Source organism: Georgenia deserti (genome assembly GCF_042680605.1).
Taxonomy (GTDB): domain Bacteria; phylum Actinomycetota; class Actinomycetes; order Actinomycetales; family Actinomycetaceae; genus Allobogoriella; species Allobogoriella deserti.
Genome location: NZ_JBHUEE010000001.1, coordinates 724006 through 747175, shown reverse-complemented (window position 1 = coordinate 747175; position 23170 = coordinate 724006). Strand labels below are relative to the sequence as shown.

Here is a 23170-nt window from a genome sequence, read left to right as displayed (position 1 = left end):
TTCAGGCGTGCGCGCTGTCCCGCCCGGCCACCCAGCAGAAGGAGTCCCCGTGCGGTTCGAGTCCACCATCGACTACCCGGCCGACGTCGAGACCGTCGCGACGATGCTCGCCGACGAGCGGTTCGCGACGCGGAAGATGGATGCGGCCGGAGCCCTGAGCTCGTCCAGCGAGGTCACCCGCGACGGCGAGGCGTTCACCGTCACCACCCGCTCCCAGATGCCCACCACGAAGATCCCGCCGGCCTTCCGCTCACTGGTCGGCGACTCGCTCGAGGTGATCGTCGTCGAGGCGTGGGGTGCGCCGGAGGCGGACGGCAGCCGGACGTCGACCTTCGGGCTGGAGATCGTCGGGGCGCCGGTCAACGTCGAGGGCAGCCAGCGGCTGGTGCCCACCGCGGACGGCTGCACCGAGACCTACTCGGGCGAGGTGCACGCGTCCGTGCCGCTGGTCGGCCGCCGCATCGAGAAGACAGCCGTGGACACCGTGGACAAGGTCGTGGCCGTCGAACGCCGGCTCGGCCTGGAGCACCTGCGCCAAGCCTGAGGCCCCCGGGGGTCTGAAGGTGCCCCTGGCTCGCCGTTGAGCCAGGTGCGGAACCCACCGTACCTGCTTGTGGCGTATGCCACGGACGGTTTCGGGAACTTCGCTGCGTCACCCGCCATTCACCTGGCGTTTCGTCCTCATTCCCCGAGCATCCACCGGTGTGGCGCAGGTAGTTCGCGCGCCTCGGCCGGTCCCCACGAGCCCGGCGCGTAGACAGCCGGGACCGGCCGGTCCTTCCCCTGCAACGGGGCGAAGGCGGTGAACGCGGCCCGCAAACCGTCCGCCGTCGTGAACAGCGACCGGTCACCGGTCAGCACGTCGTGGATCAGTGAGGCGTAGGGCGAGAGCGGCTCGCCACCCGGGACGTCGTCGAGCTCGAGCACGGCCGTCCCGGAGGAGTAGGTGAGCTCGGGCCCGGGCGTCTTGACTGTGATGCCGAGGCGGACCTCACCGTCGCCGCTGATATCGATCTGCACCGTGTTCGGTACGTCCATCTCCTCGGCGAGCGGACCGAACGGTGGCCGCAGGACGAGGGTGACACGCTGCGCCTTCGTGGCCATCCGCTTGCCCGTGCGGAGCAGGAACGGCACACCGCGCCATCGTTCGGTGTCGACCCACAGCCGAACCGCCGCGAACGTGTCCGTGGTCGAGTCCGGCGCCGCGCCGTCGATCTGCCGGTACCCCTCGAACTGGCCGAGTACCACGTCCTGGGCGGGGTCGAGCTGACGGAAGGCCTGGAGCACCCGTTCGCGGGCGTCGTTGACCGAGTCCGGGTCACGCAGGTCGGCCGGCGGCTCCATCGCCACCTGACCGGCCACCTGGAACAGGTGCGTGACGATCATGTCGAGCGCGGCTCCGGTCTCCTCGTAGAACCGGATCCGGTTCGTGACGTCGAGATCCTCGGGCACATCGATCTGAACCTGCTCCACACTCGAGCGGTCCCACTCCGAACCGAACAGTTGATTGGCGAAGCGCAGGACGTACAGGGTCTGCACGCCTTCCTTGCCGAGGAAGTGGTCGATGCGGAAGATCTGTTCCTCGCTCAAGACCTCCTTGACGTCGCGGTCGAGTTCCTCGAAGGACTCCAGCGATGTTCCGTACGGCTTCTCGAAGACGACGCGGCTGCCCTCGGCGAGGCCGTGGCGACCCAGCCCACGCGTGATCGAGGCGAACGCCCCGGGCGGGACGGCGAGGAAGTGCACGAGGAGCGGTTCGGTACCGGCCGCGTCGCCGACCTGCTGGCTGACCTCGGTCAGCACCTGCGGCAGCTCACCGGCGTCGTCCTCGGTAAAACCACCGCCGGCGTAACGCACGCGCTCGATCCAGGCGCCGGCGTCGGTGTTGTCTTCGCCGGCACCACCAGCGCGGACGGCCTCGGCGACGTGGTCGCGGAACCGCGCGTCGTCGAGATCCTCGGTCGAGCAGCCGATAACCGCCCAGTGCTCGGGCACCAGGCCGCGGCGACGGACCTCGTCGAGAGCCGGCAGCACCATGCGGCTCGCAAGATCACCCGTGGCTCCGTAGAGCACGATGACGACGGCGTCGGGCAGTGGGCGTCCGGGCGTGTCAGTCACGCCGCCCAAGGTAGTCCGCCGCTCCGGCGGCGCCACCCGGGTGCGGCGTGCCACGATGAGTGGCATGGCCACCAGCGAGCCCGCACCGCAGTCCCCACCCAGCGCTGTCGACGCCGCGCCGAAGGCGTTGTGGGCGGAGCGGACCGGGACTCGTGCATACACCGGCCGCAACTCCCGCGGCGCCGAGGTCCTCGTGGGCGACGGCGAGGGCCAGTTCACCCCCGGCGAGCTCCTGCAGATCGCGTTGGCGACCTGCAGCACGCTCTCGGCCGATCACCGTCTGGCGCACGCCCTCGGTGACGACTTCGCGGCGACGGTCGGCGTCTCCGCGGAGAAGGACGAGGAGGAGAACCGGTACTCGGCGATCATCGCCGAGATCGTCACCGACCTCTCCGGGCTCGACGAGGCGACGCTGGCCAAGACCCTCGAGCGGGCCGAGCTGGCGATCGAGCGCCAGTGCACCGTCGGGCGGACCCTCGAGGCGGGGGCGGGGCACACGATCCGCTTCACCGACGAGGTGGCCGGATGAACGCGGCACGGCGGGACCGCCCGGGCAGGCGCCGCACGTTGGAACGGTTGGTGGACCAGGCCGTCCAGCGGTCGGCGGGCGAGGACAAGCTCGCCGCCGTCCGCCGCGAGAACCCGGGGATCACCCCGGCCGAGGCGATCAAGCGGTTGGAGAAGCAGTACCTGCGCTCGTCGGCCCGGCTCGGCGGTGCGGTCGGAGCGGCAGCGGCCTACCCGGGCGTCGGGACCCTGGCCGCGACCGGGCTGACCGGTGCGCAGACCGCGGCCTTCCTGTCCGCGTCCGCCAACCACGTCATGGCGGTGGCCGCCGTTCACGGCGTCGCGGTCGACGACGTCGAACGTCGGCGCACACTGCTTCTCGCCGCTCTCCTGGGCGAGGACGGTGCCCGCGCAGTCTCCGGCCAGCTCGGGCTCGGCACGCTGTACTGGGCGCGCGCCGCCATCACGCGCCTGCCGCTCGGCACCGTGAAGATGGTCAACAAGGCGCTCACCCGTCGGCTGGTGCGGTTCGGACTCACGCGCGCGGCCGCCGTCTCCCTGGGCCGGTTGGCCCCGTTCGGCGTCGGTGCCGCGATCGGCTACCAGGGCACGAAGATGCTGGGTAAGAACGTCGTCGCCGGAACCCGGGAGGCGTTCGGCCCGCCGCCGGCGTCGTTCGACTGACGCCGCGATCCCCACCGGGAGACGACGGGATGGCCCTGCTACGGTCCGACAGTGTTCGACAAGGCGCCCGTTCACCAGTCCGGCCACCTCGACGTCGGCGGTCACCAGATCTACTGGGAGGAATCCGGCGCTCCCGACGGGGTGCCAGCCCTCTACCTGCACGGCGGTCCCGGCGGCGGTCTCGGTAAGGGCGGCTACCGCAGCGCCTTCGACCCGGACCGCTTCCGGATCCTCGCCCTCGACCAGCGCGGCTGCGGCCGGTCGCGGCCGCTGGTGACCGAGCCGGGATACGACCTGTCCGAGAACACCACCGCGCATCTGCTCGCCGACATCGAGGCACTCCGACAGGACCGCGGCATCGAGGCCTGGCTGGTGAACGGGGTCTCGTGGGGCTCCACGCTCGCACTGGCGTACGCGCAGCAGCACCCGGAGCGGGTGCTGGGCCTCGTGCTCATGGCCGTGACGACGACGTCCCGGTTCGAGGTGGACTGGATCACCGAAACGGTCGGCGCGATCTTTCCGGAGGCGTGGGACGCCTTCGCCACCCACGCCGAGCGGGCCGGGATCGGGTACCGCCGCGGCGACGGACGCGTCGTCGAGGCGTACCGCCGGTTGCTCACCGACGCGGACCCCCAGGTGCGCGACGCCGCGGCCCGCGCCTGGGCCACCTGGGAGGACACGCACATCTCGATCGGCACCGGCGGCGTACAGCCGACGCACGCCCTGGCCGAACCCACGCACCGGCTGGGCTTCGCCACCCTCGTGACGCACTACTGGGCGAACGACGCGTTCCTCGACCCACCGATCCTCGAACGAACCGACCGCCTGGCCGGAATCCCCGGGATCCTCATCCACGGCCGGCGGGACGTCAGCGGACCGGCGGTCACCGCCTGGCGGCTGCACCGGGCGTGGCCGGCCAGTGAACTCCTCATCGACGAGGGCGAGGGACACGGCGGCACCGACATGGTCGAGTCGTGGTGCGCAGCCAACTCCCGGCTGGCCGACCGGCTCGCCAGGTGAGGCGGCGCCTCACAGCTGCCTGCGCACGCCCGACTCGGCCGCGACGCCGGCAGCTTGCCGGGCCGGGTCGTCACAGAGTGCGTCGGCGCCCGTGCCACGCCGCCACGTCGGCAGGACGGTGCGGTGCTTCGCATCCTCGATCTCGAGCGCCAGTGCGGCGTAGAGCGCGACGACGGCCAGGACCAGTCCGACGACGCCTGCGGCGGACTTCCATGTGCCCAGCTCGGTGAGCTCCGCCAGTCCGGTGACCGCGAACCGCGCCGAGGTCAGCACCATGACCGCCGTGGCCACGCGCTTGGTCAGCGAAGCCGCGGCGGGGACGAGCATCGCGGCGGCCGCCGCGAGCAGCAGCACACCCAGACCGGGTGACGTCGCGCCGGGCGGACCGGTGTACGTCGCGAGCGCGACGGCGGCCCACACCCCGGCCAGCACTCCCATCCCGGTGCCGGCGACCGGGTCCCGCGCCTGGAACCCCAGGATTGCGGCGATGAGCTGGGCCGGGACCGTGAACACCAGCACGCCGAGGGCGACCGTGCCGCCTTCCTCCGCCGGCAGCCATCCGAGTTGGAGCGCGCTGAAGCAGGTCGTCGCGACCACCAGCCCCAGGAACCCGAGCGGCAGCGGCGTCCCGATCGGCCGCACGACGATCTGCACCTCCGGCGCACGTCCGGCCTGCTCGTCCGCCATGATCGCCCTCCTCTCACGCCCGACCCAGCAAAGGACGGCGCACGGCCGTCGGCAACTTGGACGAACCAGCGAGCCCCTGAGCTGCACTGACGCCCGTCCTTGAGTTCGAGTGACTCAACTTTTCGCCCTGAGCGATCATCTGTTAGCACTCGAATAAGGAGAGTGCTAAAACTGTTGTCATGAACGAAGCTCCGACCGAGGGGTGAGGGGCCCTCGGCCGGCCGGCTCGGACGGCCCGGGCCGGAAGAACTGGATACGACGAGGTGATCTCCATGGCAACCCGATTCGACCCGTTCCGTGAGATGGACGAGTGGCTCAGCACCATGCGCCGGCAGGTCCCGGGCGTGCCCGGCATGCCGTTGGACCTGTACCGCGACGGTGAGTCGTACGTCGCCCGCATCGATCTGCCGGGCGTCGACCCGTCCACGATCGACATCGACGTCGAGGACCGGACCCTGACCATCCGGGCCGAGCGTCGCACCGAGGTCTCCGACAGCGCCCAGTGGCTGACCCACGAGCGGCCCACCGGCACGTTCGCGCGTCAGCTCTCGCTCGGCCACGGCCTGGCCCTGGACAACATCCAGGCCGGGTACGCGGACGGCGTCCTGACCCTGACGATCCCGGTGGCCGAGGAGGCCAAGCCGCGCAAGATCGAGGTCGCCCACGCCGGCAACCGCGCCGAGGTCGAGCAGGGCCCGAAGGAGACCGTGGCGGCCTGACCTGGCCCCGCGGGCACGGCATCGGCTCGTGCCGGCCCTGACGTCCGAGCGCCCGCGCCACCATGGCGCGGGCGCTCTCGCGTCTCGTCCCTCTCCCGCGCGTCCGCCGGGCACTCTCGGCGGCCGGATCTAGCATGGAGGCGTGACTGAGACATCCACGCGCTCAACCGGCAACGACGCCGCAGCGGCCATCGACGCGGCCAGGTCCGAGAGCGCCCCGGTCAACACCGCGTACGAGGATCTGCTCCGGCACGTCCTCGACCACGGCACCGCCAAGTCCGACCGGACCGGCACCGGGACGCGGAGCGTCTTCGGGCACCAGATGCGGTTCGACCTGCGCCAGGGCTTCCCCCTGGTCACGACCAAGAAGGTACATCTGAAGTCCGTCGTCGGTGAACTGCTGTGGTTCCTTCGCGGTGACAGCAACGTCCGGTGGCTCCAGGAGCACGGCATCCGGATCTGGAACGAATGGGCCGACGACGACGGCGACCTCGGCCCCGTCTACGGCGTCCAGTGGCGCTCGTGGCCGACTCCGGGCGGTGAGCACATCGACCAGATCCAGCAGGTGCTGGAGACGCTGTGCACCAACCCGGACTCGCGGCGCATGCTGGTCTCGGCCTGGAACGTCGCCGAGCTGGAGGCCATGGCCCTCATGCCGTGCCATGCCTTCTTCCAGTTCTACGTCGCCGACGGCACGCTCAGCTGCCAGCTCTACCAGCGCAGCGCCGACCTCTTCCTCGGCGTCCCGTTCAACATCGCCTCCTACGCCCTGCTGACCCACATGGTCGCCCAGCAGACCGGCCTGCAGGTCGGCGACTTCGTGTGGACGGGCGGGGACTGCCACATCTACGACAACCATGTCGAACAGGTCCGCGAGCAACTCTCGCGCGAGCCGTACCCCTTCCCCACCCTCAGCCTGTTCAAGGCCGACTCGTTGTTCGACTACGACTTCGACGACGTCGAGGTGCTCGACTACCGGCACCACCCGGCCATCAAGGCACCGGTCGCCGTCTAATGCTCGGACTGATCTGGGCCCAGGCCCACGACCGGATCATCGGCGCCCACGGCACGATGCCGTGGCACGTCCCCGAGGACCTCGCCCGCTTCAAGCGGTTGACCTCCGGCTGCGCCGTCGTCATGGGACGCTCCACGTGGGAGTCTTTTCCGGCGCCGTTCCGGCCGTTGCCGGGCCGGCGCAACATCGTGCTCACCGGCCGCCACGAGTACGAGGCACCCGGCGCCGAGGTCACCTCCGACCTCGACGCGGCGCTCGACCTCGCCGGCGCCGGCGCGGAGCCGGTGTGGATCCTCGGGGGCGGCCAGGTCTACGCCCAGAGCATCGATCGGGCCGACGTCCTGGAGGTCACCGAGATCGACCTCGACGTCGATGGCGACACCCGGGCCCCGGCGATCGACGCAGCAACCTGGCGCCTCGCCGCCGCCGATCCGAACGACGGCTGGCACACCTCCCGCACCGGGCCGCGGTATCGCTTCCTCACCTACCGGCGCTGAGCTCCGCGCCGAGCGCGGCGAGGACCGGAAGCTAGGTGCGAGGCTCGCGCGCCCCGCGCGCCTGCTCGCCGTAGGTCACGTCGTTGAGGCGTTGCGCAAACCCCACCGGGTCCGGAGCACGACCGGCGGCCCGCGCCCGCGCGCGATGGCGGTCCCAGTGCCGGCGCACCGCCTCGGTGTCCGCGGGTGAGATGTCCATGGCCTGTTCGACGACCTGCTGCCACGTGCCCCGGTCGGTGCCGAAGGTTGCCGCGAACCGGTCGGCGAGTGCGGTGAAGCCGGCCTGCGTCCGCTCGTCCAGGACGCCGATCACGTCGAGCACGTAGGCGTCCAGCAGGCGCATCATCGGGTTCTCGGCGTACCGGCGGTCCGGGTCGGGCATCCGGGCACGGTACCCCGATCAGCTCCCAGCCGGCCGAGGCGCCGGCCGTGCCCGGAAGCTTCCGGTCGCGCGGTCGGTTGCCCCCGATATGAAGGTCTCACTCCTCGACCGCTCCCGGGCCCGGGTCGGCCACCCGGAGGGTGCCGCGCTCGAGCATTCCCTCGCACGGGCGCGAGCGGTCGAGGACCTCGGATATCACCGCTTCTGGGCGGCCGAGCACCACGCGGTCCCGGGGATCGCCTCGGGTGCTCCGGCCATCCTGCTGGCCGCTGCCGGAGCGGTCACGTCGAGGATCAGGCTGGGGTCGGGCGGCGTCATGCTCCCCCACCATCAGCCGTTCGTCGTCGCCGAGCAGTTCCAGATGCTCGAGGCGCTCTACCCCGGCCGGGTGGACCTCGGCGTCGGGCGGACGCTCGGCTTCACCGAGCCGGTCCGGCAGGCACTGCGGCAGTCCTCGGCCGACCGGGAACGGTTCGAGGCCGACATCACCGAGCTGCGTCGCTACCTGAGCCGGTCCGCCCCCGTGACGGTTCGGCCTGCCACCGTCGGGGCGCCGTCGCTGTTCGTCCTGGCGACCGGCCACGGCGTCGAGACCGCCGCGCGCCTCGGGCTGCCCGTCGTGATCGGTGGACCGATCCTCCACTCCCCCGAGCTCGCGGCCACCGTGGCCGCCTACCGCCGTGAGTTCCGTCCGTCCGAGGCCGTCCCGGCGCCCGAGGTCATGGTCTCGCTCGACGTCTACCTCGCCGACACCGCGGACGAGGCCCGCGAGCTGGCGCTGCCGGAGGCCTGGGCCATGGCACGTTCACGGGAGACAGGCGAGTTCGGACCGCTCGAACCGATCCAGGACATCCGTGCGGTCCGGTGGAGCGAGCGCACCCGGGCCCGCGTCGAGCGGAGTCTGGCCCAGGCCGTCGCCGGTCCGCCACGCCAGGTCTCGGCGCAGCTCGCGAAGCTTGCCGAGCGGACGGGGAGCGAGGAGCTCCTCGTCTCCACCTCCACCTACGACCGCGACGCGCTGGCACAGATCGACGCCGGTCTCGCGCATCTGCTTCTCGGCTGATCGTGGCGCCGCCGGGCCACGCCCCGCCGATGCTCAACTCCCGCGGGCTCCGGGCGTTGCCGGCAGGCGAACCAGGCCGAGGAGGCCACCACCGGCCAAGCGTTGCCGCAGGTGCGCCACGGGCCGGACGTGCGCGCGACGAGCCAGGATCGCGCCGACCACGAGCGCGCCGAGCAACGGACCTGCCGCGCACGCTGCGAAGCCCGCGTGCGGGCCGCCCCATTCGCAGACCCAGCCGATGATCAGCCCGGACACCGCCTGGCCACCCATGTTGATCAGCACGTAGAGGGAGAGCACGCGGCCCCGCATCGCCGGGTCGGCACTGGTCTGAACCAGCGTGTTGCTGCGAGTCAGGTACAGCAGGCAGGTCGCACCGACCGCGTAGAGCACCACGAGGAACAGCACGGTGCTGGAGATGAGCGCGGCGAGCATCTGCAGCAGCCCCAGGCAAGCGGCGCCGGCCACGAGCGTGCGCAACCGGAGCCGGCGGGCGCGACCGGCGAACAGGGCGCCGGTGATGGCGCCCAGCGCCAGCGTGGAGGTCAGCAGCCCGTAGCCGCTCGCGCCGAGGTCGATGACCTCCGCGGCGTAGGCGGTGAGCACGGTCGCCATGTTCACGCCCGTGAGCGCCACGAAGCCGACGAGGACGCACGCCCAGAGAATCTCCGGCCGCTCGGCGACATGTGCGAGGCCTGCCCTCAGCTGCCCCTTGGCGCGGCGTACCACGACGGCTGCGAACATCTCCTCCCGGCGCGTCGAACGGATCAGCGCGGCGGCGACGGCGCACGCGAGCGCGTTGACCACGAACGCCCAGCCGCTGCCGACGGCAGCGATGAGGCCCGCCGCCACAGCGGGACCGGTGAGCGCACCGAGCTGGAAGATCGACGTGTTCAGGCTGATGGCGCGACGGAGCAGCCTCGGCCCGGCGATCTCGTGCACGAACGCCTGGCGTGCCGGGTTGTCCACCACAATCGCCATCCCGCCGAGGAAGGCCGAGGCGAGGACGTGCCAAGGCTGCACGACGCCGAGCAGGGTGAGAATACCGAGCGCGAGGGTGAAGACTCCGAAGAGCGACTGCGTGATCGTCAGGATCGTGCGCCGGTCGTAGCGGTCGGCGAGGACTCCGCCGAACAGGCCGAACAGCAGCATGGGCGAGAACTGCATCGCCACCGTGAGGCCGACCAGGGCGGCGGAGCCGGTGAGCTCGAGCATGAGCCAGTCCTGCGCCACACGGGCGGCCCAGCCACAGGTGCTCGTGCACAGCTGGGCGATCGCGTAACGGCGGTAGTTGCGCACCTTGAGCGCGTCGACCAGTCCGACGCCCGACGGCGAAGCGGGCTTTCTCCGCAGTACCGGCCGCCTCAGCCGGATGGTCTTGCGGTCCGGGCCGGGGCCGGGTGATGCCGGCGTCTCCGGGGGAACGTCGGCTACGGAGACCGGGGTGCCGGGAGCGCTCTCCACGGCGTTGTCGGAGGCGTCATCGGTCGAGGTCCTGGTGGGCAGTTCGGTAGTGGTCACGTCGGTGGAGAAGTCAGAGACGGCGTCGGTGGCGGCGGGCGGACTGGTCGGGGCCGAGCGGGCCGGGCGCACGAGCATCCCTGCCGAGGATCGAGGAGTGAACGGGTCGTGATGCACCTGCCACGTTAGGCAGGAGCCCGTCATTTCTCTAGGTTATAGCGCCTATAATTGTCATTACGGCACATAATTGCTGCCGTTCTCTTGATCCAATCCATACGGCGAGGTGGCGAGTGCTTTGTTCGATCCGGTCCAGCTTCGAACGTTCCTCACCCTCAGTGAAACGCTGAACTTCACCCGAACGGCAGCACGGCTCGGCATCAGCCAGCCGACGGTGAGCCAGCACGTGGCTCGGCTGGAGCGGGCGGCGAACCGCCGTCTGGTGCAGCGGGACACGCACGAGGTCACGCTGACCGACAACGGTCAGGCGATGGCGGGCTTCGCCCGGACGATCCTCGCCGCCCACGACCAGGCGACGGCATACTTCACCGGCTCGGCGATGCGGGGACGGTTGCGGTTCGGGGCGGCGGACGACCTCGCCCTGACGCAGCTGCCGCGGATCCTGCGCGAGTTCCGCGAGCTGCACCCGCGGGTGACGGTCGAGCTAACGATCGCCCAGTCACACGTGCTGCACCGGCGGCTGCTCGCCGGCCATCTCGACCTGGTGTTCATCAAGCAGAACGCCGGGGAGGGCACGGGCACACTGGTGCGGCGTGACCGCCTGACCTGGGTGGGTCTGCCCGAGAGCCCGGTCTCCGACTCCGACGTCGTACCGCTGGTCACCTATCCGAGCCCGAGCATCTCGCGGAACACGGCGACCCACGCGCTCGAGCGCGCCGGGCGCACCTGGCGGGTCACCTGCACGACGCGGGAGATCAACGGCATGCTGGCCGCGGTCCGGGCCGGGCTCGGCATCACCGTGCTCGCGCAGAGCCTGGTGCCCGCGGACCTGGTGGTCCTGCCGGCCTCGAGCCGGCTCCCCGAGCTCGGTGACGTCGACATGGTGCTCGTCGACAAACCCAACGCACCTCGCGAACCCGTCGAGGCCCTCACCGCGGCGATCCTCGGGCGGCACTGAGGTAGTCGACGGCAGCGAAGGTAGGCGGCCGACCGCTGAGGTCGTCAGAAACACCTCAGGCCCGGGGATCCGTGGATCCCCGGGCCTGAGCTTGGTAGCGGGGGCAGGATTTGAACCTGCGACCTCCGGGTTATGAGCCCGGCGAGCTACCGAACTGCTCCACCCCGCGTCGGCCTGACCAGGTTACGTCTCCGGAGATCGCCGCAGCAAATCGCCGGAGCGTGGGCTCGCTCACAGGCGAGCCCACGCCCTGGCCTCAGTTCTCGCCGTCGCCGCCCTGGGCTCCGTCCGCGCCGGCGTCGCCCTCGCCGGCCGCGGGCTCCTCACCGGCGGCTCCCCCGAGCTCCTCCTGCGCGGCAACCGCGTCTTCGACCGCCGACTGCAGACGCTCCTGCGCCTCGCCGTAGGCGTTCCAGTCGTTGTTGGCCAGCGCCTCCTGCGAGTCGGACATGGCCTCCTGCGCGGCCGCGAGCGCCTCGTCCAGGCGCTGCTGAGCGTCCGTGGGCGGCTGCTGGCCGCCGTCGCCCTGGTCCCCCTCGCCGGTCTCGTCCTCACCGCCGGTGCCGGTCTCGGCGCCGGAGTCGCCGCCGAACACCGCGTCGAGGGCGCCGTCCAGCGAGGCCGCGAAGCCGACCTCCTCACCGAAGGAGACGAGCACCCGCCGCAGCAGCGGGTAGGAGGTACCCGCCGCGGACTGGACGTAGACGGGCTGGACGTAGAGCAGGCCGCCGCCGACCGGCAGAGTCAACAGGTTGCCCAACCGGACCTGCGAGTTCCCTCGGGTGAGGATGTTGAGCTCGGTCGAGATCTGCGGGTTGGCGTTGAAGTTGTTCTGCACCTGACCCGGGCCCGGCACCGTGATGTCCGACGGCAGCTCCAGAAGCCGCAGCTGGCCGTAGCCCTCGCGGACCTCGCCCGCCTGGTCGCCGGTCTCGGAGTCGACGGCGAGGAACCCGGTGAGGATGTTCCGGTCCGTCTGACCACCGGGGATGTAGCTCGAGGTGAGGGAGAAGTTGGCCTCGTCCTGCCCCGGCATCTGGAGCGTGAGGTAGTAGGGCGGCTGGAGTTCGCCGCTACCCGTGGCCGGTTCCGTCGGCAGCTGCCACTCGTCGGAGCCGGAGTACAGCGTCGCCGGGTTGGTCACGTGGTAGCGCGAGAGCAGCGACCGCTGGACCTTGAACAGGTCCTCCGGGTAGCGCAGGTGGCTCATGAGGTCCCCGCTGATCTCCGACGCCGGCGTGATGTGCTCCGGGAAGATGTTCTGCCAGACGTCGAGGACCGGGTCCTCCTCGTCCCACTCGTAGAGCGTCACGGAACCGTTGTAGGCGTCGACGACGGCCTTGACCGAGTTGCGGATGTAGTTGACCTGCTCGGGCTCGGCCCCGACGGTCGCCGCCTGGCCGTTCTCCGCGACCAGCGCGTCGGTCGTCGCGTCCTCGAGGGACTCCCGTGCCGAGTACGGGTAGTCGTTGGTGGTGGTGTACCCGTCGATGATCCACACCATGCGGCTCGGGGTCTCCGGGTCGTCGTCGGTGTCCACGACGGCCGGGTAGGCCCGCTGGTCCAGCGTCAGGTACGGTGCCACCTTCGCCACGCGGGTGTGCGGGTCACGGTCGTAGAGGATCTGCGACTCGGGCGTCACGCGGTCGGAGAACATGATCTGCATGTCGCCGAACCGCAGGGCGTAGAGCATCTTCTCGAAGAACGAGCCGATCGACGGCCCGCCGTCGCCGGTGTACGTCGTCGGGATGTAGCTGTCCTCGGCCTGGTCGTCCGGGTAGTCGAGCTCCCATGGCTCCGTGCCCTCGGGCGCTCCGACGATCGAGTACGCTGGCATGTTCTGCCCGAAGTAGACCCGCGGCTCGTACTCGCCGAGCTGCCCGGTGCTCGGGATGCCCTGCTGGAAGAAGGAGGGCCGCCCGTCCGCGGAGGTCTGGTTGCCGTAGGCGGCGACCACGCCGAAGCCGTGGGTGTAGACGGTGTGGTCGTTGATCCAGCTGCGCTGCTCGTTGCCGAGGCCGTCGAGGTTCAGCTCGCGCACACCGATGACGGTGTCGCGCTTCTCGCCGTCGATCTCGTACCGGTCGACGTTGAGGGTGTCCTCGAAGCTGTAGTACTGCCGGGACTGTTGCAGCTGATTGAACGTCGGCGAGACGATGTTCGGGTCGAGCAGCCGGATGGACGCGGTGGACTGACTGTCCTCGCGCAGCTGTCCGGGTTCCGCCTCGGTGGTCGCCGAGTAGGTCTCGGTCTCGAGGTCTTCCAGGTCGTAGGCCGCCAGTGTGGCGTCGATGTTGCGCTGGATGTAGGGGCTCTCGGCCTCGATGGCGTTCGGGTCCACCTGGAAGCGCTGCACCACGGCGGGGTACGCGGTTCCGACCACGAGCGCGGAGACGACCATCACGGCGATACCCGCCGCCGGCAGACGCCAGGTCCCGCGGATCGCCGTGACGATGAACAGCACGACGACGAGCACGGCGATCGCCGCGAGGATGGTCCGCGCCGGCAGCACCGCGTTGATGTCGGCGTACGAGGCGCCCGAGAACCGCTCGTTCTCCCCCACCAGGAGCGAGTAACGGTCGAGGAAGTAGCTCACCGCGATGAGCGCCACGAAGACCGCCGCGAGCACGGAGAGGTGGATCCGCGCCGGGCGGGTGACCCGCTGCTGGCGCGGAGCGAGGGAGACGCCACCGTAGAGGTAATGCGTGATCAGGGCCGCCACGGCCGAGAGGAACACGACCGTCATGAGGAAGGAGACGACGGACCGGATCACCGGCAGCGAGAAGACGAAGAACGAGATGTCCATCCCGAACTGCGGGTCCGTCTCGCCGAAGGGCACCTGGTTGAGCCAGATGAGGACCGGCCGCCACATCCCGCTGAACGAGGAGCCGGCGAACAGGCCGAACACGATGGGCCCGCCGATCATGATCAGGCGGCGCAACGGCTCGATGCTCTCCCGGTACCGGTCGAGGTTGCGCTCCTCCGGCGTCGTCGGCGGATAGATCTCCCGGCGCGAGTACGCCAGGTGCAGGTTGAGCCAGATCGCCCCGCCCATGATGAGGAAGCCGACGGCGAACAGCGCCGCCCGCGTCGTCCACTCACGGACCAGGACGTCGGTGAAGCCGAGCTGGCCGTACCACCGGAACTCCGTCCAGACCTGCGCCAGCGCCAGGACGATCGCGACGACGACGGCGAGGACGACCAGGGTCGGGATCAGCGGGCTGCGGCGGCGCGGCCCGCCCTCCTCCCGACTCGGACGGGGGACGGATGCGAACGTCACTGAGCAGCACCTCTGGATTCTCGTGCGATCGGGATGTCGAACCGGCGGATGCCCCGGCAGCGCGTCTCGCGCGGACACCCGTGCCAACGGACCGACCTGACTCTAGGTTCCCATATCCGGGCGCCATATGCCCAAAAGATGCCGGTGGCAGGCCGTCCGCACGCGAGGCGTCATCATGGGGATATGACGGATAGCGCTGACAGGCTCGAATCCGACGTGCCGGCGGACCCAGCGGCCGGTGCCTCCTCGCCCGCCCCTCCGACGCCGCGCCAGCTCGCCCTCCGCGACGCGGTCCGCGACATCGAGCGTCACATGGCCGCTCGCGGGTGGGACGGGCCGATCGGCGTGTTCGCGCTCGTCCGGACGGCGGACGCGGTCGCCGCCACGCCCGCACTCGCCGAGGAACTGCCCGAGGGCACGCTGGCCGTGGCGCAGGAGGACCCGGAACACCTCACGAGCATCGAGCAGGACGGACTCCCTCAGGCGGAGACCGTCGAGGAACTGCTCGCCCAGCTCGGCTGGCCGGAACAGGTCGACGGAGCCGCCGTGGTCCTCGAACGAATCATCGTCCCGCCGGAGGCCGAACAGGGTCTGCCAGACGATCCGCACGAGGCGTTGGACGCGCTGATGGCGCACCCGGAGCGGCAGGACGTCCGTATGGCCGCCGGCGTGCTGCGCACCGGCGAGTCCTGGTGTGCGCTGCGCACCCGCGCCAACGACAACGACGACGCCGTCGGCGGGTCACCTGACGCCGTCCCTGGCCTGGTGGCGGCCCTACGGGCGACGCTGCAGACCGAGAGCTGAGCCGCCCCACCTCACCCGCAGGTGGGCAGGGAACGTCCGTTCCCCTCGCCGATCGCCTCGACGGAGGTCCGTGCCTCGGCGAGGGTGGCCACCCGGACCACGTGCAGGCCGTCCGGGACGTGCCCGGGCACCTCGTCACAGTTCCCGGCCGGCGCGAGGAACCAGTCCGCGCCGTCCCGGCGGGCACCGACGAGCTTCTGCTGGATGCCACCGATCGGTCCGACCCGGCCGGCCAGGTCTACCGTGCCGGTCCCGGCGACGTGTTCGCCACCGGTCAGATCTCCGGGGGTGAGCACGTCGACGATGCCGAGTGCGAACATCGTCCCCGCACTGGGCCCGCCGATGTCCTCGATGTCGAACTCGACCTGAAACGGCAGCTCGACGTCGGGCTGGAGGAAGACCCCCAGCACCGACCCGTCCTGCTGCGGCGACGCCATCGTCTGGACATCGAGGGCGAGGTCCTCGCCCCCGCGGCGCACCGTGACCGTCACCGTGGTCCCCGGCGCGGTCTCGGCCAGCACGTCCGCGAGATCCGAGTAGGCCTCGACGTGGACGCGGTCTCCGCCCTCGGGCCGCACGGCGGTGACGACGTCGCCGCCCTCGATGACCCCGCGCGAGGGGGAGTTCTCCGCGACGCCCGTGACCGTCAGGGTCATCGGCACGTCGTGACCGAGCTCCTCGAGTGCCGCGACGGTGGCGTTCGTCTGGGAGGAGGTCATCTGCTGGGTGGACTGCTCATCCAGCTCGTCCTCGGTGGCGTCCTCCGGGAAGACGGCCTCGACCGGGAGGACCAGCCGGTTCGGATCCAGCCAGCCGGCGACGACGTCGAACGCGGCGACCGGGTGCCCGGGGCCACCGGCGACCGAGACGGTCGTCAGGCGTAGCTCACCGTCGGAGGGGTAGGTCCGCTCGCCGTCGACCTCGATGAGCGGCTCGCCCTCGTGCTCACCGAGCGTGTCGACCGTGGGTCCGGGACTCTGCACGGCATACGGCACCGGCACGAGCATGACCAGCAGCAACGCCAGGGCGAGCACGCCGCCGGCAAGGACCAGGGTCAGGCTGCGAGGCGTCGCCCGCTCGGGCCGGTCCCACTCCTCGGCAGGCCGCTGCGGCCCGGCGAAGGCCGGTTCGCCGGGAGGCGAGTCGGGCCGCAGCTGCGCCGAGGCGTCCCCCCTGCCCATCCGTGGCGAACCGCCGGAACCGGCAGCCGCGGGTCCGGGCGGCGCGTACCCGCGCTCGGGTTCCTGCTCGTGCACCGGGCCATCATGCCCCACCGGCAGCAGGTGACGTGCGAGGGCCCGGCTGCGCCCAGAGCGAACCGCGCACCGTTCACGCCCCCGGTGCGCGCTGGTCCGGCGCCGACCGGTTTACCGTGGAGTCCCACCACCTTCAGGAGTCGCCATGAGTCAGGAACCGGCCCGGAACGAGGGCGAGGAGCCCGACGGCTGGGAGGAGCTCCTCCGGTCGATGATGGGCGGACCCGCGGCCGAGGAGGCGATCCGCGCGATGCGCGCCTCAGGGATCGACCCGGCGGCGATGTCGCAGGCGGCCGGCCTGCCGAACGACCGCAACCAGCTGATGCTCATGATCAGCCAGATGCAGCAACTGCTCGCCTCCGGCGGCGGCGCCCCGGTGAACTGGCAGGTGGCCCACGATCTCGCGCGCCAGTCCGCCCACGCGGGTGGCGATCCGACCGTGACCGCCGCGGAGGCGGACCGAATCCGCCAGGCGCTGTCCGTGGCCGACCTGTGGCTCGACGCCGTGACCGATCTCGGCCCGGCCGGCGGGCATCAGGAGGCGTGGAGCCGCGCGGAGTGGGTGGAACGGACGCTGCCGACGTGGAAGCACCTGTCGGAACCGGTCGCGACGTCGGTCTCCGAAGCTCTGGCGGACGTCATGCGCAGCCAGGCAGAGCACCTGCCGCCTGAGCTGCGCACCATGATGTCCGGTACCGGCCCGATGGAGGGCATGCTCAAGCAGCTCGGCAGTGCCGTCTTCGGCATGCAGGTCGGCCAGGCGGTCGGGACGCTGGCCCGTGAGGCCTTCGGGCCGTCCGACACCGGACTTCCGTTGGTCGAGGACCGGACGGCCGCCCTGGTGCCGGCGAACGTCGCCGAGTTCGCCGACGGACTGGACGCCGACGAGGAGGAGGTCCGGCTGTTCCTCGCCGTCCGCGAGGTGGCCCACGCCCGGCTCTTCGCGCACGTCCCGTGGCTGCGGGCACACCTGCTCGGCACCGTCGAGGCCTACGCCCGGGAGATCACCATCGACCTGGAGGCGATGGAGGAGGCCGTCCGCGGGATCGACCCCACGAGTCCGGACGAACTGCGTGAGGCCCTCTCCGGCGGAGTCTTCGCCCTCGAGCGCTCCCCCGCCCAGGATGCCGCTCTGCTCCGTCTCGAGACGGCGTTGGCGCTCGTGGAGGGGTGGGTGCAGGAGGTGTCCGGCAAGGCCGTCGCGGCGCACCTGCCACAGGCGGGCGCGCTGCAGGAGATGCTGAGCCGGCGGCGTGCCACCGGTGGACCGGCGGAGCAGACCTTCGCCTCGCTGGTCGGGCTGGAACTGCGTCCCCGCCGCCTGCGCGAGGCGGCGGCACTGTGGGCTGCGCTCGATCGGGAACGCGGTCAGACGGAACGTGACGATCTGTGGTCGCACCCCGACCTCATGCCGACCGCCGAGGAGCTCGACGACCCGAGCGGCTTCGTCGCCGGCCGGGCTCAGGCCCGGGCCGCCGAGGAGGATGTCGACGCGGCGCTATCCGCCATGCTCGACGGCACGCTCGGTGGTGGTCAGGAGGCGGACACGGACACCACGCCATCGGAGGAGGACGGTGGCGACCGGCAGTCCGACGCCGACGACGACGCCGACCCCGGCCGGCCCCAGGACCGCGGCTGACCCGTCCGACCGCGCCCCTGCCGTGGCTTCCCTGGTTCCCTGCGCGCCGGGCGGCCCGGCACCGAGGTGACCGGTTGTCCACAGGCGGCCGGTCGCTCGCTGCGCCGCCGGGTGCTCGCGTGCCACGCTCCGCAGGATGGACGCACGGACCATTCGGCTGCGAGCGGGACTGTCGGTGCTCTGGCGCCGGGAGGGTGAGAGTCAGATCGGCGTGGACCCGCGTTGCGCCGTCGTTCTGGAGAACCTCACGCGCGGGGAGCAGCGGGTGCTGGACCTGCTCGACGGCCCGGACTTCGCTCCCACCGAGGCAGACCTGACCCGCCTCGGGCACACCGTCGGCGTCGCGCCGGGCCGTGTCCGTGAGCTGCTGGGCCTGCTCGACCGCTCCGGTGTCCTCGACCACGGCTCTCGCCGTACCGGTAGCGCGCTCGGTCCCGAGGAGGCCTACTGGTCCCGGGTGCTACCCGGCGGCGACGGCGCCGGCCTCCTCGCCGGGCGAGACCACGCCGTCGTCCGGGTCTGCGGACTGGACCACGTCGGCCTGCGGATCGCCACCCACCTCTCGGAGGCGGGCGTGGGCACCCTGCTGCTCGACGACGAGCATCCGGTGCGCCGCTCGGACGTCGGCCCATACGAACCGATCGACGTCGGCCGGCCGCGGGCGGAGCGCGCCCGTGCCCTGCTGCGGGCGAGCTACCCGCGACTGCGCACGCAGGCGGAGCCGGGCCGCGGCCCCGACCTCGTGGTCGCCGTCTTCGCCGCGGTGGCCGACCCGGTCCGGCTGGTGCCCGTGCTGCGCGAGGACCTCGAGCACCTGCCCGTGGTGATCGGTGACGTGGATATCGCGGTCGGCCCGCTGGTCCGGCCGGGACGCGGGCCGTGCACGCGGTGCTTGGACCTGCACCGAACAGAGGCGGACCCGGCCTGGCCGGCAGTGGCCACTCAGATGCGGTGCGCTGCTCCGGCCGCGGCGGCACGCCAACTCGGGCAGATCGGTGCAGTGGTCGCGGCACACCAGGCCCTCGCCGCGATCGACGGACGCGAGGTCGCCGTGGAGGCCGCCACCCTCGAGGTCGGGCCGCTGAGTCCGCTGCCGGTGCTACGGCAGTGGACGATTCACCCGGAGTGCGGATGCGGCGGACCAGATCCGGTGCGCGCCGCCGGTGCGGACGCGGCGGCCAGTCGATCGCGGACCGACCCACACGGCTCCGCGTCCGAGCAGCCGGCGAGCCGGCCGACGGCGCCCGTGTGAGTGCGTGGCACCGGCCGGCCGGAGAACCTCCGGCCGGCCGGTGCTCTCAGGCCGCGTCATGCTTCCGCGGGCGTCCGCGGCCCCGCTTGCGCGGAACGACGACGCCGTCGACGAAGACCTCGCCACCCCAGACTCCCCACGGCTCGCCCCTTTCGAGGGCGCCGGTCAGGCAGGCCTCGCGCACAGGGCACTCGCGGCACAGCGCCTTGGCCAACTCGACATCGGCGCTGCGCTCCGCGAACCACAGGTCGCTGTCCTCGGCGGTCTGGCACGGGATCCCCGCACCGACAGAGGACGGCGTGGACAGGACTCCCCGACCGGCCTCGCCGTCGCGGGTGAGCGCCGGCGGGGTCGCGGGCCAGGAGACTGATGATCCCTGGCTGATCTGGTCGAGTAGAGCCGTGAGCTGCACTGCTGCTCCTAGGTCGTTTCTCTCATCTGTCCTCGTTGTGGGACCAAGGACGTCTGAGAAAGACGACGGCCGCGGTCCCTGTGGGATCGCGGCCGGAGCTGACGGCTCGTCGAGAGTCAGGTCCTGCGGGCGATCCCTTGCTCGCCGATGCGCACGCGCACAGCGGCGCCATCCGTGGCGAGGGCGCACTTGTCCCCGGGGACGGCAAAAACGGGCGCGAGCAGCAGATCGGCGTACGCGATCGGGTTCCTCATCACTTCTCGCACCTCCCATCCGGGGTCAGGGACCCTTTGATGCTGGCTAGGCAGGGTCCGAACGGCTCAGACGAGTCATGACTCTAGACCCGCCCGTCTCCTCGCGGCAACGGTTTTTTCGAGCGAGTTCTTCCGGGCCTGTGCACGCCGCCCGAGCGGGGGCTCATGGCCGCGGGATCAGCGCCGCAACCAGGCGTCGACGTCGACCTCCTCGCCGCGGACGACGGCGAGAACCTGGCCGCCGTAGGCCTCGAGCTTGGTAGCTCCGATGCCGCGCAGGACCGCCAGCTGACGCAGATCCTTCGGCTTCGCGGTCGCGATCGCCTGCAGGGTCGTGTCGTGCAGCACCGTGTACGCGGGCTTGCTCACGGCTTGGGCGACCGCGCCGCGCCAGGCACGCAGCCGTTCGTAGAGCTCGACGTCCGCCGGGTTCTCCTCGGCGAAGGACTCCTGGCGCATCCGGGCCGCCGCCCGGCGCGACATCCGCCGCCCGCCCACGGGGGGCGGACCGTCGGGCCAGATGCCGTCGAGGAAGCGGGAGCGCTTGCGCGAGGCACGGCCGCCGACGGCGCGGGCACGGGCGTAGGAGACCTGGAGATGCTCTCGCGCCCGCGTGATGCCGACGTAGAGCAGGCGCCGTTCCTCGGCGACGGCGGCCTCGCCCTCGGCGAGAGAGATGGGCAGCAGCCCCTCGCAGACCCCCACCAGGAAGACCGCGTCCCACTCCAGGCCCTTGGCCGCGTGCAGGCTGGCGAGCGTGACGCCGGCGACCGTGGGCGCGTGCTGAGCCGCGGCACGCTCGTCGAGTTCGGCGACGAGCTCGGCCATGGTCGCCTGGCGGGTGGCGTACAGGTCGTCCGCGAGTCCGACGAGCGAGTTGAGCGATTCCCACCGTTCCCGTTGCGCACCGCGAGCGGCGGGCGGCGTGGTGGACCACCCCACCGACGAGAGCACGTCTCGTACGGCCTCGGTGACCGGCTGTCCGGCGGAGGAGCGCACCGCCGCGCGCAGCATGGCGATCGCCTCCTTGACCTCGCGGCGCGCGAAGAAGCGCTCACCGCCCCGGACCAGGTAGCCGATGCCCGCGTCGGCGAGCGCCTGCTCGAACGCCTCGGCCTGCCCGTTGGTGCGGTACAGGACGGCGATCTCGTTCAGGGGTACGCCGTCGTCGGCCAACGCGCTGATGCGTTCGGCGACGCCCCGGGCCTCGGCGAGGTCGTCGTCGTAGGTCTCGAAGCGGACCGGCACGGAGGACGGACGTTGGGCGAGAAGTTCGACCGCGGCGGCGTCTCGGTGCCGGCCGGCGCGGGCGAGCACCTGGTTCGCGAGATCGACCACCTGCGGTGTCGAGCGGTAGTCGCGGACCAGGCGCACCACCGGGGCGCCCGGGAAGCGCTGCGTGAACTCGGTGAGGAACCGTGGCGTGGCCCCGGTGAAGGAGTAGATCGTCTGTGACGCGTCACCCACCACGCACAACTCCTGACGCTCCCCCAGCCAGAGGTCGAGGAGGCGCTGCTGCAGCGGCGAGACGTCCTGATACTCGTCGACGACGAAATGGCGGTACTGGCCCCGGACCTGGGCGGCGACCTCCTCGTGCTCGAGCAGGATGCCCACGAGCAGCAGCAGGACGTCCTCGAAGTCGATGACGCCGCGCTCGGACTTGACCTCCTCGTACACGCTCAGCAGCCGCGCCACGGTCGCATGATCATGGCCGCCGGGAGCCTCACGGGCGGCTCGGGCGGCGCGTGCGGCGTAGTCGTCCGGGGTGATGAGCGAGACCTTCGCCCACTCGACCTCGCTGGAGAGATCGCGGATGACCGTGCGGTCCGCGCCGAGTCCGAGACGGCCCGAGGCTTCCGCCACGAGCGAGGCCTTGTGCTCCGCGATCCGCGGCAGTGACCCGCCGACGACGGAGGGCCAGAAGTACGAGAGCTGACGCAGCGCGGCGGCGTGGAATGTGCGCGCCTGGACCCCGCCGACACCGAGGTCGCGCAGCCGCGAGCGCATCTCCCCGGCCGCCCGGGCGGTGAAGGTCACGGCCAGCACGGTCTGCGGGTTGTACGTGCCCGACAGCACGCCGTTGGCGATCCGGTAGGTGATGGCTCGGGTCTTGCCGGTGCCCGCGCCGGCGAGGACGCACAGCGGACCGGTGAGGTGCTCGGCGACCGCACGCTGGTCCTCGTCGAGGGCGTCCAGGAGCTCGTCGGTGCTCGTCAGCTCGTCCGTGCTCATCACACCCGATTGTCGCAGGCGCCGGTGACGCGACGTCGCCGGCCGGTGGACAGCGAGAGGGGAACGGCCGCCGCTCGGTCAGCGCAGCAGACCGAGGTAGAGCGCGCGCAGGACGGCCTGCGTCCGGTCCCGCGCACCGAGCTTGAGCAGCACGGTGGAGACGTGGTTCTTCACCGTTCCCTCGGCGAGATGTAGAGCGTCGGCGATCTCCCGGTTGGCGTATCCGCCCGCCATGAGGCGCAGCACGTCGGTCTCGCGGCCGGTGAGTGCCTCGACCGGCATCGCGGGATCGCTCGGACCGCCCCGGACTCCGCCGTCGGCAGCGGCACGCAGCAGGCGTTGGGTCAGCGACGGCTGGAGGAAGGTTCCGCCTCCGGCCACCGTGCGGATCGCGCCGACGAGCCGCTCCAGGGTCACGTCCTTGAGCAGGTAGCCGCTCGCGCCGGCGCGCATGGCGCCGAGGACGAGGTCGGCGTCGTCGAAGGTGGTCAGCACGAGCACGGGCACCTCGTCCCCGCCCGCGCGCAACTCCTGCAGCATCGCGAGGCCGTCCATCCCCGGCATGCGCAGGTCGAGGAGGACGACGTCGGGACGGTGCTCGCCGAGGACCTCCAGAGCACTGCGGCCGTCCTCGGCCTCGCCGACGACGGAGATATCCTCGCTGAGGTCCAGCAGGCTCCGGATCCCGTGCCGGACGAGGGTCTGGTCGTCGACGATCACGACCCGCATGGGTGGAGACGGTGCTGCCGGCACTGC

At 71.4% G+C, this 23170-nt stretch carries 22 protein-coding genes and 1 tRNA gene; 12 read left to right on the top strand and 11 right to left on the bottom strand.

Annotation, left to right across the window (positions count from 1 at the left end):
• Positions 1-49 precede the first annotated feature (49 nt).
• Positions 50-544, top strand: a complete 495-nt coding sequence (locus tag ACFSE6_RS03545; protein WP_388002311.1) for a DUF2505 domain-containing protein — start codon at positions 50-52, stop codon at positions 542-544.
• A 137-nt stretch (positions 545-681) separates the two neighbouring features.
• Here ACFSE6_RS03545 and ACFSE6_RS03540 read toward each other — a convergent pair whose 3' ends face one another.
• Entirely contained in the window at positions 682-2118 is a 1437-nt protein-coding gene (locus ACFSE6_RS03540) for a glucose-6-phosphate dehydrogenase (RefSeq protein WP_388002310.1), read from the bottom strand.
• 64 nt (positions 2119-2182) lie between these two features.
• On the opposite strand from ACFSE6_RS03540, the gene ACFSE6_RS03535 reads away from it, so the two are divergent.
• Genes ACFSE6_RS03535 through pip form a run of 3 tightly spaced genes read left to right on the top strand, consistent with a single transcriptional unit; the run spans position 2183 to position 4329 of the window.
• Positions 2183-2647 carry an OsmC family protein gene (locus tag ACFSE6_RS03535; protein WP_388002309.1) on the top strand — a complete coding sequence of 155 codons (465 nt, stop codon included), beginning with the start codon at positions 2183-2185 and terminating at the stop codon, positions 2645-2647.
• Positions 2644-3309 (top strand): hypothetical protein, encoded by a 666-nt coding sequence (locus tag ACFSE6_RS03530; RefSeq protein WP_388002308.1) that lies wholly within the window; start codon positions 2644-2646, stop codon positions 3307-3309. The genes ACFSE6_RS03535 and ACFSE6_RS03530 overlap by 4 nt, the downstream gene beginning before the upstream one ends.
• Before the next feature lie 51 nt (positions 3310-3360).
• Positions 3361-4329 carry a prolyl aminopeptidase gene (pip, locus tag ACFSE6_RS03525; protein ID WP_388002307.1) on the top strand — a complete coding sequence of 323 codons (969 nt, stop codon included), beginning with the start codon at positions 3361-3363 and terminating at the stop codon, positions 4327-4329.
• A gap of 9 nt (positions 4330-4338) precedes the next feature.
• On the opposite strand, the gene ACFSE6_RS03520 is transcribed toward pip, so the two are convergent.
• A complete protein-coding gene (locus ACFSE6_RS03520) occupies positions 4339-5016 on the bottom strand; it encodes an acetate uptake transporter family protein (RefSeq protein WP_388002306.1) in 678 nt (225 codons plus the stop codon).
• Positions 5017-5288: 272 nt separating this feature from the next.
• Here ACFSE6_RS03520 and ACFSE6_RS03515 point away from each other — a divergent pair, with 272 nt between their 5' ends.
• The 3 genes from ACFSE6_RS03515 to ACFSE6_RS03505 all read left to right on the top strand — a co-directional run bounded on the left by ACFSE6_RS03515 (position 5289) and on the right by ACFSE6_RS03505 (position 7247).
• A complete protein-coding gene (locus ACFSE6_RS03515) occupies positions 5289-5735 on the top strand; it encodes an Hsp20/alpha crystallin family protein (RefSeq protein WP_388002305.1) in 447 nt (148 codons plus the stop codon).
• Positions 5736-5925: 190 nt separating this feature from the next.
• A complete protein-coding gene (locus tag ACFSE6_RS03510; protein ID WP_388002365.1) occupies positions 5926-6750 on the top strand; it encodes a thymidylate synthase in 825 nt (274 codons plus the stop codon).
• Positions 6750-7247, top strand: coding sequence for a dihydrofolate reductase (locus ACFSE6_RS03505; RefSeq protein ID WP_388002304.1), 498 nt, complete (start codon positions 6750-6752; stop codon positions 7245-7247). The genes ACFSE6_RS03510 and ACFSE6_RS03505 overlap by 1 nt, the downstream gene beginning before the upstream one ends.
• A gap of 31 nt (positions 7248-7278) precedes the next feature.
• Here ACFSE6_RS03505 and ACFSE6_RS03500 read toward each other — a convergent pair whose 3' ends face one another.
• Positions 7279-7629, bottom strand: a complete 351-nt coding sequence (locus ACFSE6_RS03500; protein ID WP_388002303.1) for a hypothetical protein — start codon at positions 7627-7629, stop codon at positions 7279-7281.
• A gap of 88 nt (positions 7630-7717) precedes the next feature.
• Here ACFSE6_RS03500 and ACFSE6_RS03495 point away from each other — a divergent pair, with 88 nt between their 5' ends.
• On the top strand, positions 7718-8692 hold the full coding sequence (locus ACFSE6_RS03495) for an MsnO8 family LLM class oxidoreductase (RefSeq protein WP_388002302.1): 975 nt from the start codon (positions 7718-7720) through the stop codon (positions 8690-8692).
• A gap of 33 nt (positions 8693-8725) precedes the next feature.
• Here ACFSE6_RS03495 and ACFSE6_RS03490 read toward each other — a convergent pair whose 3' ends face one another.
• Positions 8726-10288 carry an MFS transporter gene (locus ACFSE6_RS03490; protein ID WP_388002301.1) on the bottom strand — a complete coding sequence of 521 codons (1563 nt, stop codon included), beginning with the start codon at positions 10286-10288 and terminating at the stop codon, positions 8726-8728.
• Between the two features lie 157 nt (positions 10289-10445).
• Here ACFSE6_RS03490 and ACFSE6_RS03485 point away from each other — a divergent pair, with 157 nt between their 5' ends.
• Positions 10446-11285, top strand: coding sequence for a LysR family transcriptional regulator (locus ACFSE6_RS03485; RefSeq protein ID WP_388002300.1), 840 nt, complete (start codon positions 10446-10448; stop codon positions 11283-11285).
• A gap of 92 nt (positions 11286-11377) precedes the next feature.
• On the opposite strand, the gene ACFSE6_RS03480 is transcribed toward ACFSE6_RS03485, so the two are convergent.
• Both ACFSE6_RS03480 and ACFSE6_RS03475 read right to left on the bottom strand, forming a co-directional pair.
• Positions 11378-11454: transfer RNA gene (locus ACFSE6_RS03480), tRNA-Met, on the bottom strand.
• 87 nt (positions 11455-11541) lie between these two features.
• Positions 11542-14565, bottom strand: a complete 3024-nt coding sequence (locus tag ACFSE6_RS03475) for a UPF0182 family membrane protein (protein ID WP_388002299.1) — start codon at positions 14563-14565, stop codon at positions 11542-11544.
• A gap of 183 nt (positions 14566-14748) precedes the next feature.
• On the opposite strand from ACFSE6_RS03475, the gene ACFSE6_RS03470 reads away from it, so the two are divergent.
• Complete coding sequence (locus ACFSE6_RS03470; RefSeq protein ID WP_388002298.1) at positions 14749-15369, top strand: PPA1309 family protein; 621 nt, start codon at positions 14749-14751, stop codon at positions 15367-15369.
• Between the two features lie 11 nt (positions 15370-15380).
• On the opposite strand, the gene ACFSE6_RS03465 is transcribed toward ACFSE6_RS03470, so the two are convergent.
• Positions 15381-16625, bottom strand: coding sequence for a YlbL family protein (locus ACFSE6_RS03465; RefSeq protein ID WP_388002297.1), 1245 nt, complete (start codon positions 16623-16625; stop codon positions 15381-15383).
• 145 nt (positions 16626-16770) lie between these two features.
• Here ACFSE6_RS03465 and ACFSE6_RS03460 point away from each other — a divergent pair, with 145 nt between their 5' ends.
• Entirely contained in the window at positions 16771-18264 is a 1494-nt protein-coding gene (locus ACFSE6_RS03460; RefSeq protein WP_388002296.1) for a zinc-dependent metalloprotease, read from the top strand.
• A 136-nt stretch (positions 18265-18400) separates the two neighbouring features.
• Positions 18401-19516, top strand: a complete 1116-nt coding sequence (locus ACFSE6_RS03455; protein ID WP_388002295.1) for a ubiquitin-activating E1 family protein — start codon at positions 18401-18403, stop codon at positions 19514-19516.
• Between the two features lie 46 nt (positions 19517-19562).
• Here the strand turns inward: ACFSE6_RS03455 and ACFSE6_RS03450 are convergent, their stop codons facing one another.
• From ACFSE6_RS03450 to ACFSE6_RS03435, 4 genes are all read right to left on the bottom strand, one after another.
• Positions 19563-19823 carry a WhiB family transcriptional regulator gene (locus tag ACFSE6_RS03450; protein ID WP_388002364.1) on the bottom strand — a complete coding sequence of 87 codons (261 nt, stop codon included), beginning with the start codon at positions 19821-19823 and terminating at the stop codon, positions 19563-19565.
• 221 nt (positions 19824-20044) lie between these two features.
• Positions 20045-20182, bottom strand: coding sequence for a hypothetical protein (locus tag ACFSE6_RS03445; protein WP_388002294.1), 138 nt, complete (start codon positions 20180-20182; stop codon positions 20045-20047).
• Between the two features lie 177 nt (positions 20183-20359).
• Positions 20360-22414 carry an ATP-dependent DNA helicase UvrD2 gene (locus ACFSE6_RS03440; RefSeq protein WP_388002293.1) on the bottom strand — a complete coding sequence of 685 codons (2055 nt, stop codon included), beginning with the start codon at positions 22412-22414 and terminating at the stop codon, positions 20360-20362.
• Between the two features lie 78 nt (positions 22415-22492).
• Complete coding sequence (locus tag ACFSE6_RS03435; RefSeq protein WP_388002292.1) at positions 22493-23143, bottom strand: response regulator; 651 nt, start codon at positions 23141-23143, stop codon at positions 22493-22495.
• Between the last annotated feature and the right edge of the window lie 27 nt (positions 23144-23170).

Bases quoted from the DNA above. Each gene is read 5' to 3' on its own strand.
- ACFSE6_RS03535 (WP_388002309.1), top strand. From the start codon at position 2,183: ATGGCCACCAGCGAGCCCGCACCGCAGTCCCCACCCAGCGCTGTCGAC.
- ACFSE6_RS03530 (WP_388002308.1), top strand. From the start codon at position 2,644: ATGAACGCGGCACGGCGGGACCGCCCGGGCAGGCGCCGCACGTTGGAA.
- ACFSE6_RS03520 (WP_388002306.1), bottom strand. From the start codon at position 5,016: ATGGCGGACGAGCAGGCCGGACGTGCGCCGGAGGTGCAGATCGTCGTG.
- ACFSE6_RS03515 (WP_388002305.1), top strand. From the start codon at position 5,289: ATGGCAACCCGATTCGACCCGTTCCGTGAGATGGACGAGTGGCTCAGC.
- ACFSE6_RS03505 (WP_388002304.1), top strand. From the start codon at position 6,750: ATGCTCGGACTGATCTGGGCCCAGGCCCACGACCGGATCATCGGCGCC.
- ACFSE6_RS03500 (WP_388002303.1), bottom strand. From the start codon at position 7,629: ATGCCCGACCCGGACCGCCGGTACGCCGAGAACCCGATGATGCGCCTG.
- ACFSE6_RS03495 (WP_388002302.1), top strand. From the start codon at position 7,718: ATGAAGGTCTCACTCCTCGACCGCTCCCGGGCCCGGGTCGGCCACCCG.
- ACFSE6_RS03490 (WP_388002301.1), bottom strand. From the start codon at position 10,288: ATGCTCGTGCGCCCGGCCCGCTCGGCCCCGACCAGTCCGCCCGCCGCC.
- ACFSE6_RS03470 (WP_388002298.1), top strand. From the start codon at position 14,749: ATGACGGATAGCGCTGACAGGCTCGAATCCGACGTGCCGGCGGACCCA.
- ACFSE6_RS03460 (WP_388002296.1), top strand. From the start codon at position 16,771: ATGAGTCAGGAACCGGCCCGGAACGAGGGCGAGGAGCCCGACGGCTGG.
- ACFSE6_RS03455 (WP_388002295.1), top strand. From the start codon at position 18,401: ATGGACGCACGGACCATTCGGCTGCGAGCGGGACTGTCGGTGCTCTGG.
- ACFSE6_RS03445 (WP_388002294.1), bottom strand. From the start codon at position 20,182: ATGAGGAACCCGATCGCGTACGCCGATCTGCTGCTCGCGCCCGTTTTT.
- ACFSE6_RS03440 (WP_388002293.1), bottom strand. From the start codon at position 22,414: ATGAGCACGGACGAGCTGACGAGCACCGACGAGCTCCTGGACGCCCTC.
- ACFSE6_RS03435 (WP_388002292.1), bottom strand. From the start codon at position 23,143: ATGCGGGTCGTGATCGTCGACGACCAGACCCTCGTCCGGCACGGGATC.